The sequence below is a fragment of the Mongoliibacter ruber genome, from assembly GCF_003003005.1.
Taxonomy (GTDB): domain Bacteria; phylum Bacteroidota; class Bacteroidia; order Cytophagales; family Cyclobacteriaceae; genus Mongoliibacter; species Mongoliibacter ruber.
This window is the reverse complement of record NZ_PVTR01000004.1, coordinates 334,278-350,171: the sequence shown is the minus strand read 5'-3', so window position 1 is coordinate 350,171 and position 15,894 is coordinate 334,278. Positions and strand designations below refer to the sequence as shown.

The 15,894-nt window shown below is 36.3% G+C and carries 9 protein-coding genes; all 9 read left to right on the top strand.

Annotation, left to right across the window (positions count from 1 at the left end; translation table 11 throughout):
- The first annotated feature begins 279 nt into the window (after nucleotides 1-279).
- The 9 genes from CLW00_RS08875 to CLW00_RS08835 all read left to right on the top strand — a co-directional run bounded on the left by CLW00_RS08875 (nucleotide 280) and on the right by CLW00_RS08835 (nucleotide 15,892).
- On the top strand, nucleotides 280-1,893 hold the full coding sequence (locus CLW00_RS08875; protein WP_106133320.1) for a hypothetical protein: 1,614 nt from the start codon (nucleotides 280-282) through the stop codon (nucleotides 1,891-1,893).
- 180 nt (nucleotides 1,894-2,073) lie between these two features.
- Nucleotides 2,074-2,496 (top strand): hypothetical protein, encoded by a 423-nt coding sequence (locus CLW00_RS08870; protein WP_106133319.1) that lies wholly within the window; start codon nucleotides 2,074-2,076, stop codon nucleotides 2,494-2,496.
- Between the two features lie 255 nt (nucleotides 2,497-2,751).
- Nucleotides 2,752-9,120, top strand: coding sequence for a contractile injection system tape measure protein (locus CLW00_RS08865; protein ID WP_106133318.1), 6,369 nt, complete (start codon nucleotides 2,752-2,754; stop codon nucleotides 9,118-9,120).
- On the top strand, nucleotides 9,108-10,463 hold the full coding sequence (locus CLW00_RS08860) for an ATP-binding protein (protein ID WP_106133317.1): 1,356 nt from the start codon (nucleotides 9,108-9,110) through the stop codon (nucleotides 10,461-10,463). The genes CLW00_RS08865 and CLW00_RS08860 overlap by 13 nt, the downstream gene beginning before the upstream one ends.
- A gap of 5 nt (nucleotides 10,464-10,468) precedes the next feature.
- On the top strand, nucleotides 10,469-11,551 hold the full coding sequence (locus CLW00_RS08855) for a hypothetical protein (RefSeq protein ID WP_106133316.1): 1,083 nt from the start codon (nucleotides 10,469-10,471) through the stop codon (nucleotides 11,549-11,551).
- 8 nt (nucleotides 11,552-11,559) lie between these two features.
- The gene (locus CLW00_RS08850; protein ID WP_146131388.1) at nucleotides 11,560-12,633 is read left to right on the top strand and encodes a DUF4407 domain-containing protein; all 1,074 of its coding nucleotides are present in this window, start codon (nucleotides 11,560-11,562) and stop codon (nucleotides 12,631-12,633) included.
- A gap of 131 nt (nucleotides 12,634-12,764) precedes the next feature.
- Complete coding sequence (locus CLW00_RS08845) at nucleotides 12,765-13,901, top strand: hypothetical protein (protein WP_146131387.1); 1,137 nt, start codon at nucleotides 12,765-12,767, stop codon at nucleotides 13,899-13,901.
- Nucleotides 13,898-15,631 carry a glycoside hydrolase family 18 protein gene (locus CLW00_RS08840; RefSeq protein WP_106133313.1) on the top strand — a complete coding sequence of 578 codons (1,734 nt, stop codon included), beginning with the start codon at nucleotides 13,898-13,900 and terminating at the stop codon, nucleotides 15,629-15,631. The genes CLW00_RS08845 and CLW00_RS08840 overlap by 4 nt, the downstream gene beginning before the upstream one ends.
- A gap of 6 nt (nucleotides 15,632-15,637) precedes the next feature.
- Entirely contained in the window at nucleotides 15,638-15,892 is a 255-nt protein-coding gene (locus CLW00_RS08835; protein WP_106133312.1) for a hypothetical protein, read from the top strand.
- Nucleotides 15,893-15,894: the final 2 nt, after the last annotated feature.

Here is a 15,894-nt window from a genome sequence, read left to right as displayed (position 1 = left end):
GATTCATTGGTCTGTTCATTGTCTTTCCATGGCTGTTATAAATTGATATAATAGGAAAAAGGGAATAAACACCTTGAGCAGGATTACGCTGCAATTTGACATGAAAAACAGATGTGTTTGCTCAAATTTATCACTTGATTAACAAAAGAATGCGTATTCATTTTTTAGTGATTGTCTTTTTTATCCAAGCCATCAATTTTTCTTAAATAGGATATTGATTTTACATCAACCATAAAATCAATTTGCACTTATCCCTGTGTTACATATAATTATGTTTTTTTGGAACCTGAATTAATAAATAGAGAAAGCTTAGTTGCTGAACAAAATGGAAATACTTCAATTCCATCGGGAGAAATCCAGGATGCAGCTGATGCGTCAGCAGAAGTTGTAGCTTTAGAACAGCTTTCCAACTTGGCAAATCCACAAGATGCTTCTTTGGATTCCGACGTGAATGTGGCTGATAAGGGCGCTGATGCTTCTTTGGATTCCGAAGTAAATGTGGCTGATAAGGACGCTGAAGAAACTCAGGGCCCTACTGACCCATTGGACGCAAAACAAGAGCTAAAAAGTCCTGACAACGGAGATAAATTCACGCCCGAGGCTATGAGCATGTCCGAAGCGTTGGAGAAAAGTGCAAGTGTAGGAGGAACTGTCAGCAAAGGCTATGAAGGTATCATTGGAGGTAGCACTTTGGCGCATTCTATTGTGCAAGGGAGTACCGATAAACTAAAGAGTGTAATTGGTTTTTTTGACAAAGCAAGGGATGCATGGAAAAAGAAGGATTGGGAGTCAGGCATACAGTTCTTTGCAGAAGCAGGTGATACCACTCATGTGGTATTTACCCAAATCCATAAATATGGAGGCAGTTTACCAGCTGGAGGAGCTTCGCTTTTACCCGGAATAGGTGCTGGTATTTCTATTTTTAAATCTGCTATGAATATTGAATTAAAAGGAAGCAAGTTTGATAAATTGAATGAATACAATGAAATTTTAAAATTAGATCAAAATGATAAGGATGTCCTTAACAAGTACATAGTAAGGGTAGAGGATAGTATGCTAAGTGATTTAGTAGATTTTTATTTAAGTATTGCGGAATTGATATTGACTGTAACAACTTTACCCCCAGTTGGACTTGTAATCGGTTCTTTAAGGAGTGTAAAAGACGTTTATTTGTCTAGCCTGGAATTTTGGAGAGAATTCAAAGGATCAAAGGAAAGGCAGGCATTGTTTAGGGTTACGGGCGCCAAGGAATCAATGTCTGAGGATGAAATGGGTGATTTGTCAAGTCTAAGAGATAAAGTGGCCGATCCCGAAACCGGGAAATTTAATCTTAAAGATGGTTCATTAAGGGATCTCTTGAAAATCAAGCTCGAAATAGATACAGTAAATCGTCAGATTCAATCTGTATCAGGTGAGAACAAGTTAAAAGCAAAATTGAATACGCTGAAAAACGGGTTGACGGATTCTCTTAATAATGGCATAATAGAATATAATCAAACGCTGTCTGCCTCAGAAGAGACTAGTAAATTTCAGATTTCTATAGATGATGTGGATAAGATTGCTCAAATTCATTCAAATGTTATAGCTCAAGTATTGAAAAAAGCTAATACAGAGAAAACCTTAATTGGAAGAGTAAAGAATATATTTCACAAAGAGAAAAAAGATAAAATTCTTAAAGAAATATTCAATGGGGAACTTCCTACTGATATTCCAATAGAAGACCTTTCTAAAGGTGAAAATGCGGATTATTTTTGGGAAAAAACTCAAAAAGCATTGAATATGGCCTTGGAGGGTAGGAAGTACTATTCCAATGCAGAACTTAAGAAAGAAGTCGAGAAAATTTTAAATAAATACAATATTAGCAAGAATGAAATAGATTCTATTATGATCTAAGAAGTACTCAATGGAGTATCAATTTCATACGTTAGAATTAATTATTTGAGACAAGATTTCTTCGATTATTCGTCAGATTTGAGACCTGCATATTTAAGTGCTTTAAAGTATAGCCCAAATTAAATATTTCATCAACATAGTCGGTTGATCAAAAATCCTTGAATTATAACTAAATATCCTATGACTGATATAAATTCAACTATTAAAATCATACTAAGTGAAACGGATGCCCAAGAAATAAAGGAAGTAAAGGAAAATGATTTCCAAGCTTTCAGTTTCATTCAAATAATAGAAGGGAAGAAGGAAGAGTTTGTAATTATTTTTGCTATGGAAGATGATAAGATGGTGATCATGAATCTTTATTGGCATGATAACCAATTTTATAAAGACCTCGGCTTGGATTTCTATACCATCATCAACAAACTCAATACAAATATTATCCTCGGAAATATTCAAATAAGTGAAGAAAATTCATTCCATAAATTGGTCTTTAAGTCATCTTACGTGGGAGATTGTGAAGATTTTCAAGCCAATAAATCATTCCTCTATTTCTTAAAAGTTTCTTTTGATATGGTAGGAATGGTAAAAGATCAGTTGGGTTAACTCAAGATTGATTCATATCAAGGTTAGTAGTATAGATGTGATTTCAAAAGAGGGATTGAGAAAAATACGCCCATCTCAAACCGATTTTATGCACAAATAGTCTTAATCCTCTTATTGACAGAAGGGAGTATGTACCCAATACTCCCTTTAGCATTTATTGAAAAAAGTGCAAGGTCTGAAAATTACCATTCTCCTATTTCTTCAAATCACCTATTTGCTCATGGTTTTTAAGCACTCAAGTTAGGCAATCATTCAATGGAGGAGAGTCTGATAGAAAAAATGGAATTCCAATTGGAAATCAGCCAAGAGTCTGATTATGATATGGTATCCGATGAGGTGACTAAGGCTGTAGACCTGATATTACCAATGATGGAAAAGGCCTTGAATGAATTGCAAATAGGTAATGAGGTTTTGGTGATTGAAAAAATGGAGCTCGATTTAGGCTTGTTAAATATTTATCGCTTAAAGGAAGACCTTGCGGACAAATTTACCAGCCATTTCACTGCTTACCTCAAAGATGTACTGATTCGGAAATCCAAAGTGACTTTTTCCGATCATTCAATGGCCATGAACACCGTAGTGTTTTTTGTCCATTTTGGAACAAAACCATGGTGGCTAGGCAATGGAGTCCCTAATATTCATCATTATGCAACTTTAGCATTTGAGACACACCCAGACCAGTTACTCAATCTGGTCTTGTCTAATTACCACAAGGCCAACCTACGCAATAGGATTATCCATAATTTCTCGGATAGACTCTTGGTCAGTCTTTTATTACATAAGTCCAAGATCTCTGGAATATCAGAGGAAAAAATATTGAATCTGAGATTTTTATTTAAGTCAAAATTCAAGCATTGGGATGAGAGAAGAATATCATTTGCTTTCAATAGATTGTTGATCAATTTGATATATTCCTCAAGAAATCATAGCTCATTTGATTTAAATACCGCCCTATTTCAAGGCTTTATGGGATACCAAAGTCAAGGTATATTCAGTGAGGAATGGTTTGGTATTGGTGGGCTCAATTTAAAAAAGACTGAAAAATCAAACTTACAAAAAGGTGTTGAAGATGGTGTAATATCTTATAGGAAAAAAACCAAAGAGGAAACACTAATTGATTGGCTAAAATTTTATCTTCTTAATGGCTATATACCTTCCAATTCATCAGCTCATTTTTACAGTTATCGAAACTTCAGTAATTTATTTAAATATTTGGTTTACAATTATTTAGATCATGTTGTCGATTTGCTTTTGGCTGTAGGTAAGATACAAGTCGTCAAAGACAGGTTTTTGGACAGTACTTCTCCCGAACTTATTCAGTATTTTTTTTCCAAAGTGGCGCCATCAAAAAAATTATTGCTGGATTGGGTGGTTGGCGTATTTCAGCAGGTTCAGGAAGACTATAAGCCGATTAATCAGACTTTTGTCCGGGTCCGTAAGTCTATAAATGAAATTACATTCGAACTTTTCCTCCTTGACAACCTCAGTTCGATTACTGACGAAAATTACTTGAAACTTCTGATCAAATCCACTGCAAAGAAGTTTGCAGTCAGGTACCAGGACTTGCTTTTTTTTGTTGCTGAATCTTCTGCCAAATTTACAAGGGGCTCGGGGGCATTTAATTTTCATAATACCCTTGCGAAAATTTATCATTCGGAATTTTCAGAGAAAAAAAATAAGCGGGAAACTGATAAGCAGTTATCTTTTGGGAAATCGGATATGCTTGTTTTTGATAAAAGAGAGTCTGCTGAAACGACTGATTTTCAGGTTGATACTTACTCTGATTTCAACGACAGGACTTATGTCCTAAAATTACTCCTTAATTATTTCAGTTTCGCAGAAAAATCAAAGCCCAGGCAAAATCAAGTAATGTCATGGCTCAACGATAAATATAAGGATGGAGCTACCTTCACTACCGAAGAAATATTAAAACTAGTGGAGGAATTTTGTATCAAATACAATTTAAACCTAAATCAGCTTATCATTTCAATTTTAAAGGTCAAGGATGAAAATCCAACTGTGAAGCTCTCTAAAGCATCTATTATTGAGTGGAAGAGCAAATTAAATGGTTACAGTGAAAAATCCCGTTATCAGGTTGATTTCTCAAAACAACAGTCCTTACATCATTTTTTTGAAATACTCGGAAAGGAAAATATTGAGTCTTTTTTCCAGGATTATCAGCACTATGAGGATAATATTTTATTTAAAACTTTGATTACTAAATACAGTGATGAATTTTTCAATCTCCTAAAATTAAATCAATATAATAGAGAGTTTAAAGATTTTGTCCTTGTACACTCTCCGGTTTGGCTTAAGAGAGAAATCTTAAGCTTTATTATGCAAGGCAGCAGTATGTCATGGTCTGATCTCATTGCTGATGTGAGTGCTGTCTTTAAGGATACCAAATGGCTTAATTTGAACAAAATAAGGCAGCTTGCTTTATTTGAGGCGGTTTTGTGGCTTAAGGTATTTGATAAGGAGATCCTAATCATCAATGACCTGATAATTTCAGTCTTGGATGAAGCAATAAGTCAAAACCTACACAACAGCAAGCTAGTCAATGATTTTAAAATCTTGAAGAACTCAACAGCATCTTCCAAAAAGCCTGGGCTTTCGATAGGAGCCAAGGAACTTGAGAAGATGTTTTCCTTTGGATATGCTGATTATTTGGATAGACTTTCAGGTAATTTTGAGGTTTTACTCCCTGTCAGCAAGCCTACTGAGGAGCAAAGTTTGACCAAGCACCTTGATTACAAGAATTTTTTCGAAATAATTGGATATGAGCAGATTAGCCTTATTTTTCATGATTACAAGTACCTTGAGGAGGATGCCTTGTTCAAGACATTGATTACGAGGTATAAAGATGATTTTTTCAATCTTTTGAAATCCAATCAATTCAATGTCGTCTTCAGGAATTTTGTCCTAATCCAAGCTCCATCTTGGCTTAAAGATGATATTTTGGATTTTGTGATTCAAGATGCTTATCCGTCTTGGAATGATCTCGTGGAAGGCCTAAGGTTAGAGTTTGCTGAGACCAATTGGTTAAAGATTAGTAATGAAAGGCTCATACTTTTTATAGAATGGAACTTGTGGATGAGAGCCTTTGAAAGAGGAGCCTTGGTCAAAGAAGACTTGATGCTACATATACTGCAAGAAGCAATCCGACAAAACCATCACAATGAAAAGTTTACTCAAGACTTAAACAACCTAAAGGGTTTTACTAATCAGTCTTCTTCGGCAGCCATTACCTCATCAGGTCTTCGGGTGCTAAGAAGGATTTCTTCTTCAAAATATTCCGGTTTCCAACCTAACCTTTTGCTCAATAAAGTGGATATCTCCATCGGTAAAAAGGAATTGGCTGGAGCAGATCTGATAAAAATAAGGGCATTTAAACTCATGTTTGATATCATAGGCAAGGATGATATCAAATCTTTTTTCAAGGATTACCATCGCTATGAAGAGGAAATATTATTCAAAACTTTGATCACTAAATACAAGAGCAACTTTTTTAAACTTTTGAAATCGAATCAATTTAATCTTGAATTCAAAGAGTTTGTATTGATACATGCTCCGGATCGGTTGAAGTATGAAATCTTAGATTTCATCACAAAAGATGCAGGATTGACTTGGTATGAACTTATTGACTCTCTCAGTACGGGTCTTACTGAGCAGAAATGGCTCAAAATAGGTAAAAAAGAGCTGATTGTCTTTGTGGAGAGGATTTTATGGCTGAGGGCATTTAATCAAAGATGGCCTGCCAAAGAAGATTTGATGGTTTTTGTGCTACAAGAGGCTATCAACCAAGGCCTGCATAGCGTCAAGCTACTAAAGGATTTTAAGAGTCTACAGGAACGTAAATCTTCTTTAGCTGCGCAAAAGAAGTCAATCGCTGTAAGGGAATTGGAGAAAATGCACTTTTCAGGTATCTTGGATTACTTAGAGAATATTGCATCAAATGGTACAAATGAAATATTGATCAGGGATCTATTTGAAAATATCATTTGGTATCAAAAATTCCCTAAAGCACACATTTTTCATGATAATGCTACCCTGGATTTAGACCTATATATCAATGAACTGATTAAAGATAACTGGAGGGTTTTTGTATCAGTGGTCGAAAAATCCGATGAGATTCAGCTGAATATCTTTTTTGATACCATTGAGACGAAATATTTGCAATTATTGGTAGATGCAAAATTGAAGGGGCTAGCTTCCTCTGTCAGTTTTAAAAAACTGAGGTTCATTCTGCATGTATTTAAATTAAAGCAAAATAAAAAATTGCATTATTTTTTTAAGTCTTGGTATCTGGCAATTAGAGCAGATATCAAAATACTAAAATCACCCATAAAAATTTATGCTTCTTTTTTAAAGCTATTGCTAGAAGATAACTTGATCTCAAAAGCAAAACTCATTCATGATACCCCATGGGAATCATTGATGGATAAACTGGAAATCTCTCAGGGTGACCGACTGGCATTTTTAAAAGAGTTTGATCAAGTATTAAACCTGAAGTCAGTTTTCAATTCCAATTTATCGACTGCAAACACTTATTTTGACGGTTATTTGCCGGACACAGGGATTTATCAACTTGTTTTTTCCAACAAATATCCTGTAAAAGCTTACCTGCAAATGATAGCATTTGGTTTGGATAGCAAGATTTTCAATGAAAAACATCGGATATACATAGAAGAGTGGGCAGCCTTCTCTTTACACTGGAATGACAAAAAATACCTTCAAAGTCTGATTCATATTTACCTAATCAATAGGCTTTCATCGGAGCGCAATGTATTGAAAATGAGGGGGGTATTATTCTATTCCTTTTTTGAAAAAGTTTCCGCTCAAAAAGGTGGGTTAAGGACCTTTTTAGTGCGCATCAAACAGTTTTCCTCTTTATTCAAAGGCCTTCCTTTCTCTGTGGTAGGGGGGATGCAAGGGCAAAATCTGGTAAAATGGACTAAAATATATTATAAAATCAACCCAAACCAGAATTTACAATCCTCAGATGCAGCTTGGATTGATGTCTTTCTTGCTTTGCAAGTGAAGCATTCCAATACATTGACATTAGCTTCTGCAGAGCATAATGAATTTCTTAAAAATCTCATTCAAAAAATGCCTTTTCATAAGCTTTTCAATTATGACATAGCTACTTCGTTTTTTACTGAGCTGACAAAAATCAAATCCCGGGCTACTTTAAAGAAAGATTTTTTGAATGATTCGACTTCTTTGTTAAGGCAATTGAAAGGATGGGAATTTATACATGATTGGCTTGGGATTTTCTTTGAAAAAGCCAGTAATCCTGATTTGGCTGGTTTTATGAGTTTATACTTCAAAAGTTTTTATAACGGTTCAGGTACCCTTCAGAAAAGGGGTGAAACCTTTTTCAAGCTATTGTTGGAAATCCCAATAGGCAGGTCTACATTTTCTTTGACCTACCAAAAAAGAAGTGCGATCAATGAAGAACTACCCCTCAAAGTTCCTGCTTTTGTCACAGGTCAAAACACCATTGCAAAAACTGATGAAAATGAAATTAAAGTTCTTGATGGGCTTTCAATTTTTTTTGAATTTGGAAGCATTCCGGAAAACTTTGGGGACTATGAATCCTTTGCACTTCAAATCATCAAACTGAAAGGGCAAGAGAAACAAAAACTTAAAATTCTGGTCTTTTCAGCCTTAAAGTCCGCTAAGAAAAGAAATCACCTCTATCAGCTTTTAGCACATATTGATGAATCTTGGTTTCTGGGATTATTGCACAAAGACCTTTTCCGAGACCTAAATAGCCTGCATTCAACCTTCAAGAAAAATTCTGGTTTGGACTTCTTCAGTGATCTTGGAATAAGCCATAAACAAGACCGCCTCATCATGATGGCTGGCAAATGGTCTTTGATACGTCTATATATTTTTTCACCCATAGAAATCATCAACCTTGTCTTTTCCGAATGGTTAGAAATTGTAAATGCAGAGAAAATCGCAAAGGTATTTAAAGTAAAGACACTGTCACCCCTCTTAGGACAATTGAAGCGTACCAATAATAAGCTCAAAACTATTCTAAGAAGTGAAATTTTGAAAAACAAAGAGGAGAGCGTCCGGGAAGTAATGGAAACAAAAGAAGTGGATTATGGAGAGGGAGTGACTGTTTCCAATGCAGGATTGGTGTTATTTTGGCCATTTTTAGGCAGGTTTTTTTCTTCATTGGGGATGCTGGATAGGGAGGGGATCAAAGGTAAGGAGATGCAAGAACGTGCGATTCAACTCCTACAGGTCGTCGCTACCGGTCAAACAGCGTTTGAAGAGTGGGACCTTACTTTAAACAAACTGTTATGTGGGGCTGACCCTGGTTTTCAGGTATCGCCTGGGATCACATTGAATAAGGAGGAGGAAGTTTTGATAGAAAAATTAATCCAAGGGACAGTTTACAATTGGGAAAAAATGAGAGGAACAAAGACGGATACTTTCAGAGAAACTTTTGTCAATAGGGAAGGTCGGCTTTATCAAATGGAAAACAGGTGGGAACTGATTATTGAAAAACGTGCATATGATGTTTTGCTTGATACTTTGCCTTGGAACATCACCATGATAAATCTCAGTTGGATGAGAACAAGACTAAATGTAATATGGAAGTATTGAAGACTTTGGACAACGCCTTTCTTTTACCCATTCTCAGAGACTTGGATTGGTTGAGTGCATTTATAAACGTACGGATAAAAAACTATTTTCAAAAAGATTTAAATCAGGTAGTAGTCTTGCCCACAGCTCCGGATATTGAAGATGAAAAATCCCCGTATACCCGCTACATCCTAAGAAATAATTTGACTCTTAATGAAAGAATTGTCTTTCTGATGAGTATGGTTCCATTGCTGAAACCGCAGATTTTTGACTGTTTTTTTATTCAAAACAAATCAATAGGCAGGTTTTTTTCAGAATTTGGAGGTGTTGATTCAAAGTCAAGCGGTGGTTTCAATCCCACTGTAGAGACCTTGAATTTTGTCATAAACGGTCAAGATGTCTCAAAGCGTATAGCTCTTTTTATGATCTTGTCAGAAGATCATTTTTTTGCTAAGGATCAGGTTCTTTTTCTCAGAAGAAACCAGGACAATGATACGTTTTGGTCCCGTAGACTGATGATGAATGAGGACTTTTTTTATCACCTTATATCTGGCGAACAGATCAAACCTAAGTTTTCCGAGGGGTTTCCAGCAAAGGAACTTACTACGCAATTAGAAATTGAAGACCTCGTATTGACCAAACAACTGAAGGAAGAGCTTTACCATATCCTTGCCTGGATGGAACATAGGTCCGAAATCAATAACAACAAAAATCTAAGGAAAAACTTCAAAAAAGGATATAGAGCACTTTTCTATGGTCCACCTGGGACTGGAAAGTCACTTTCGGCGGCTATTTTGGGTAAAATGAGCAATCAGCTTGTGTATAGGGTTGATCTTTCTCAAGTAGTGTCCAAGTATATTGGAGAAACTGAAAAGAACCTAGCAAGGCTTTTGGATACCGCCGAATATAAAAACTGGGTGTTGTTTTTTGACGAGGCCGAATCCCTATTCTCAAAAAGGACCGAAGTCAATGATTCAAAAGACAAATATGCCAATCAAGGCACTGCTTACCTGCTTCAAAGATTAGAGGACTATGATGGGTTGGTCATATTGGCAACTAACTTAAGACCTAACATCGATAGAGCTTTTGTGCGACGATTCCAATCAATTATATACTTCAATGTTCCGGGTTTTCAAGAGCGGATGCAGCTTTGGGAGAACTCACTTAAAGTATTCGAAATCGATGAAAATCTAAGTATTCCAAAGCTAGCTGAAAGATTCGAAGTTTCAGGAGCCTCAATAAACAATGCCATTCAGTTTGCTTGGTTAAATGCCCGTAGGCACCAAAGGAAAATTATCGAAACCTTTGACATAGAAGCTGGATTGATGAGAGAAATGTCCAAAGAAGGTAAATCAGTAAAATAGCGTATATGTTTGATTACGTTCATGTAGTAGAGTTGACAGAAGTTGATATCAAAAATCACTTGAAAAGGGTTAATTATCAGGCACAATTGCTTATCGAAGCCCCGTTGTTTTATGAATTGGGAAATGCATTGTTGAAAGGACAGATGGCGGGTAAATTTTTTGAAATAATTGTAGTGATTCCTCAAGGGTTCAAACCTCTTGAAATGGGCAGTTTAATGCACAGGCTTGTTCAATCTGGAGCCAGTATAGGTTTTTTGGAAGGGGGATTCATGATTGAGGATATGGAATTATTCGCGCTGTTAGACAATAAAGTGCTGATCAGTAATAAACTTCATGGCATAGAGAAAGACGTCATGGCTTTGGTTTTTCAAAAACACAAGGAGTTTGAAAAAGTGATGGGCATAAGTCAGAAGGTCAAGACTTCTTCACAAAACATTAAAATTCAGTTTAAGGCGGACAATTATTTTGTGTCTAAAAATCAACCTGTTCAACTTTCTTGGGAAATAGAAAACGCAGATTTGGTCGTCTTAAATCCAGGGGCAATGGTGCTTGACAGCGAAGGTAGTATCTCATTACCTATAGAAGAGGATACCTTATTTACAATTAGTTGCAAAAACGCAAAATATAAAAGGACATTATCTATTTTTATTAAGTACTTAGAAGAAGACATTTTGAGACTTTCTCTTCTGGTTTACAACAGAGACCTTGACACATTTATCGAAATAGATCCGGTAAAACCAGATGATCACAGGTATGCTGTCTATAAAGGAGATTTGATCAAGGTAGAGTGGGTTTGCAAAGGCGAATTTAAGTTGTCGGAAGAGGGTATGGGGCAATTGGAGAATATTGGCTTTCAAGATATCATTTTGATGCATCACAAGGTGTTTCAATTCTCTGCTCAACAAGACAGTTTATTGATTGACAAAAGGATGGAGGTAATACCCATTTCAGATGATGAAATACTATCAGACCAAGTAATTGGTTTGGATGAAAAAAAAGAAGCTAGTAGCATAAAAAACCGGAGTATAGCACATGAAAAATTGAATAAAACATGGCTTCATAAGCTGGGATTGAAATTTAAAAAGTGAAAGAAAACATGAGGATTTCGACTTTCTTGTTATTGTGCTCGGGAGTAAGTAGAAAAGTGTTGGATAAGTGCCCGGAGTATGAGAAAACAAAGCACATCAGCATTGGAGCATCTGTTTTGTTTACTGCTCTTTTGGCGGTAATCTCTTCCTATTTTGCTTTTAGCCTGATCTTCACCTCTATTTTTGTTATTTTATTTTTGTCCGTTTTTTGGGGCTTGATCATATTTAATTTAGATAGGTTTATAATCGCTACTTTAAGGAAGCGGGGTGATTTCCTGCAGGAACTACTCCAGGTAAGTCCGAGACTTTTTCTTTCTATTGCTATAGCTATAGTGATTTCAAAACCCTTGGAATTACAGATTTTCAAGTCTGAAATCGACCAAAGTCTTCAAGAGCAAATGATGCTTCGCCTAGAGATCAGTGAAAAAAAACACCTGGACAAACTTGCTATAATTGACAGCGGCAAGAAGCAATTTTCGGAAGAATTGAGGGGCTATTTCGACCTGAAGGAACAATATTACCAAGACTATAAATGTGAATGTGACGGAACCTGCGGTACTGGAAAATTCGGGAGTGGTGTGGAATGTCAGAGGAAAAGAAAAAAATATGAAGATTTTTTAGTTGAATATCAAGGGAAAGAGCGCATGATCTATGATTTTTTGGCGGATCTTGAACTGGAAAAAGAAGCAGTTACTCTTGATGCCAAAGAAGAAAGGGACATCTTAAGGGCCAACTTTTCTTTTGGTCTTCTTGCCCGACTGCAGGCTTTGCACAGTTTGAAAAGCTTTGCTCCATGGGCAATAACACTTGTAATTTTATTTGTAGAAGTTGCACCTGTTTTTACAAAACTCTTCACTCCAAAAGGCCCCTATGATGAACTTTTAGCTATTGATGAAAATAATTTCAGGTTTGACTACATCAAAAACCTGTACCAAAATGAAAAAGAATTAATGAATGGTTACGCCAACAGGGCCCAGGAACTAAAACTCATTAAAAGGGAACACGCTTCTGAAAAAGAAAAAATGGTGAAAGAATTATATAAGGACCTTAGCCAAGAGTTAAACAAACATTTAAATAATTGATAATTTCTCATCAAATATCACTTTGGCTTCTTATAGGCTTTTGTTTGTTTTCTTTTTGCCTTTGGGCTCAGGAGGACAAGGGAGCTAATCGAATTCCCGAAAATGTCGACCTATCACAATCAGATGTTAAAGTGTTTGATAATGAGAGTGATTTCGCATACTTTATCGCCGATCAACTGGATCTGAATTCCAAGGTTTTAGCCCAATTTCTACAATTTCAAGACCATTTTAAAGACAGTATTTTTGAATCTTTGAGTCAAAATAAGCAAGTAGTCATTCCTAGAAAATTCCTTTATTACTTTTTGGAGTATAACATCCCGGCGCCAGAAAGTCAACAACGCATGTCCAAGCGCATTGATGTGCTTCCCAAAGACAAAGTAGAGAACCTGAGTTTTGATTTGAAAAAGGGAGATCACTTTTTCTTGGAGTTTTTGCTGACCAAAGGAAAGGGTTTAGGTGCCCAGGTTGAGGTGTTGTTTAATGAAGTCAGGATTAGGCAAAGCATCACTTTGAATAAAAAGGAAGGTTTTACATTTGACTTCTTGGCTTCTGAGGACGGGAAAGTCGAAGTTATCCTCAGGAACTTTGGTTTTTTCCGGATGGAAGGGGACTTAGAAGCTCATGTAATTGGTGCGAAAGAAAAGATATCATTTCAACAAATAAAGAAGACCATTACATCTAGTCAAGAACAGGCCAGAACCATTCAGGATACACTATTCAAGACTGTACTCGATGAAGAGTTGGTTTTGAGTCACAGAAAAAATATAAAAGAAAGCAATACGTTTCAAAAACTATTGGAATTTGATGAAGAGCAGAAAATTCTTGGCTTTGCTTTTTACCTATATCCCTTAGAAGAAAAGGAAAACCTAACCTTTCATAGGCAGGTGACCTACAGGGAAGACCCTTTGGAAGATTTTGCCATCAAAGAGCTCAAAAAGCAGTCTTTCACCTACCTGCAAGAATTTGATTTTTCAGATTTGGATTTGTTTTTTTCTGATTCCTACTCGCAGAACTTCTGGCATAATAGCCGATTAACAAAAGAAGGTCCAAGGACAATAGGTCTTAACAGTAAAAAAAACTACTCGTTTTTTCGGCTTCAAGAGGCTAGAACTCCATATTTTCTCGAATTCAAAGCAAGCAATCGGTCCATGCTTTACAATCAAAGTCTTGGGGTCAAAATTGTCTTGCTGCATGTAAAAGAATTCATCGTAGTGGAAGAAGTTGTCGTGGAGGAATCTGAAGAATATGTATTAATTAACCTAATATGATGACAAGAAGAATAAAGTCAATATACCTGATTATTTTAATTCTTACGCCCCTAATTGCATGCAAAAGAGAGTATGCGCAATTGAAGTCTAGTTCTAGGAGGGTTTCATCTGAGATGCGGTTTTTACAGAGAAGTACCTCAGGTTTGGTGACTGCCTTAGGGATTGGGCAGTCCTCAGAGGGTATGGATACTACCCTTACTCAATTGACCCCCATGAGTCAAAAGAATTTCATCAACGAGTATGCATTTCTCTATGATGCACTCAATGGGGCTCCCACCAATAGATATCTCAATGCCTTGGAATATGATTCAATTCAAGATCTTTATAAAAAGAGGTCTGTAAGTAATCGGAAATTGAATGAAGATAAGGAGCTGTACGTTTGGTACCCTTATTGGATGGGAGATGTCTGGAAAAGTTACAATTTCAACTTGATTTCAACAATTTCATTTTTTACGTACAAAATAGACCCAGCATCCGGGAGTTACCTTAACCCCACGCAAATATCACAATGGCGGAGTACTGATTTACTGGACTCTGCCAAAAACACCAATACCAAAGTATTGTTAAACCTTTCGCTTGAAGGTGAAGAGAATCAATCACAATTTTTGAAAAATGAATCACTATGGAATGTATTATTGGACTCCGTTACAGTGCTTTTGCAGGAAAGAGATGCGGACGGCATAGAGCTTGAGTTTTCCGAAATCACAAAAGACCAGTCTCAAAAATTCTTGGATTTTGCCATATATATGAAAGATAACCTGGATTTCAGGTTTGTTACAAAGAAAATGAATCTTGCGCTGGCTGTTCCTGCGGTTCCAAGTGATTTTTCAACAAGCCTTCGGCAACTCGACGAATTTGTTGACCTTTTTGTAGTCAAAGGAATCGATTACCATGAAATAGATGGTCTTACACCTGTTGTTTCTCCATTGAGGACAGATATTGCAAATGGATACAGCTTGGAAAAAACCATTAATCAGTACCTTGAAAAGGGGCTTAACGCCAAAAAATCCATTTTGGCTTTACCCTTATTTGGTTTGCAGTGGTCGGGAACATGGGAAAGCAATGAGGGATATTACGAGACGAATTTTGAGAAGAAAATCACCTTATCAGAGGTAAGCAGGATCTATCAATCCAAGGATACCAGTTTTGTGATGATTCCCACACTTGATGAAACAACAATGACCAATTACTTCTTCTTGGAATTTGCGGATAACACCTCTATTGAATGCTGGTATGATGATGCATTCACACTTTCAAAAAAAATGGATCTTGCATTATATAGAGACTTTAAGGGGATAGGCCTGTGGGCACTGGGATATGATCTTGGAATGAATGAAATATGGAACGTGGTGGAGGAAAAGTTCACAAGTGATGTGGTTTTTATAAAGGATCCCATTGCAGAAATTGATGGCTACCCATTGAAGCTTGCGGCATTCCTACAAAAGTACAATTACCTGTTTTTTGTGACTTTTTCGGTTTTGACAATTTTCTTGTTTTTTGCCCTGACTATGGCTTTTTCAGATTGGAGATTCAGAGATACTTTGTTGGCCAAACAGCTGTACAGGATTATTTTCTTGACGGTGTGCATGGTACTCTTCATACCCATTCTTTCCTATTATGGGCTTTTTGAAGGGGGCAATTGGAGACTCGTTATCATATTTATTTTGGGGGCTCTATGTAGCTATTTTCTTCAAAAATTCGGTGGATTTATCAAAATAAACAAACCTTAAAAAGGTATGAAGAGATTAACAAAAGAGGTGCTCTTGTTTGTGTTTTTTGCTTACCTATCTGTATGGATAGTTATGTTGGTGCTGTTCTTATCTGACCTAAGATCGAGTTCTTTGGCTATTTCCCAAATTGAAGAGATATTTTTAATCCAACTTTCGATCGTTTACTGGTTTTCCTCACTGATACTTTTGTATGTGTTGAGGCTGTTGCTGGTCTTTTTATTCAAGAAATTTTCATTGACATCAAATGAAGGCGCACCCTGAGT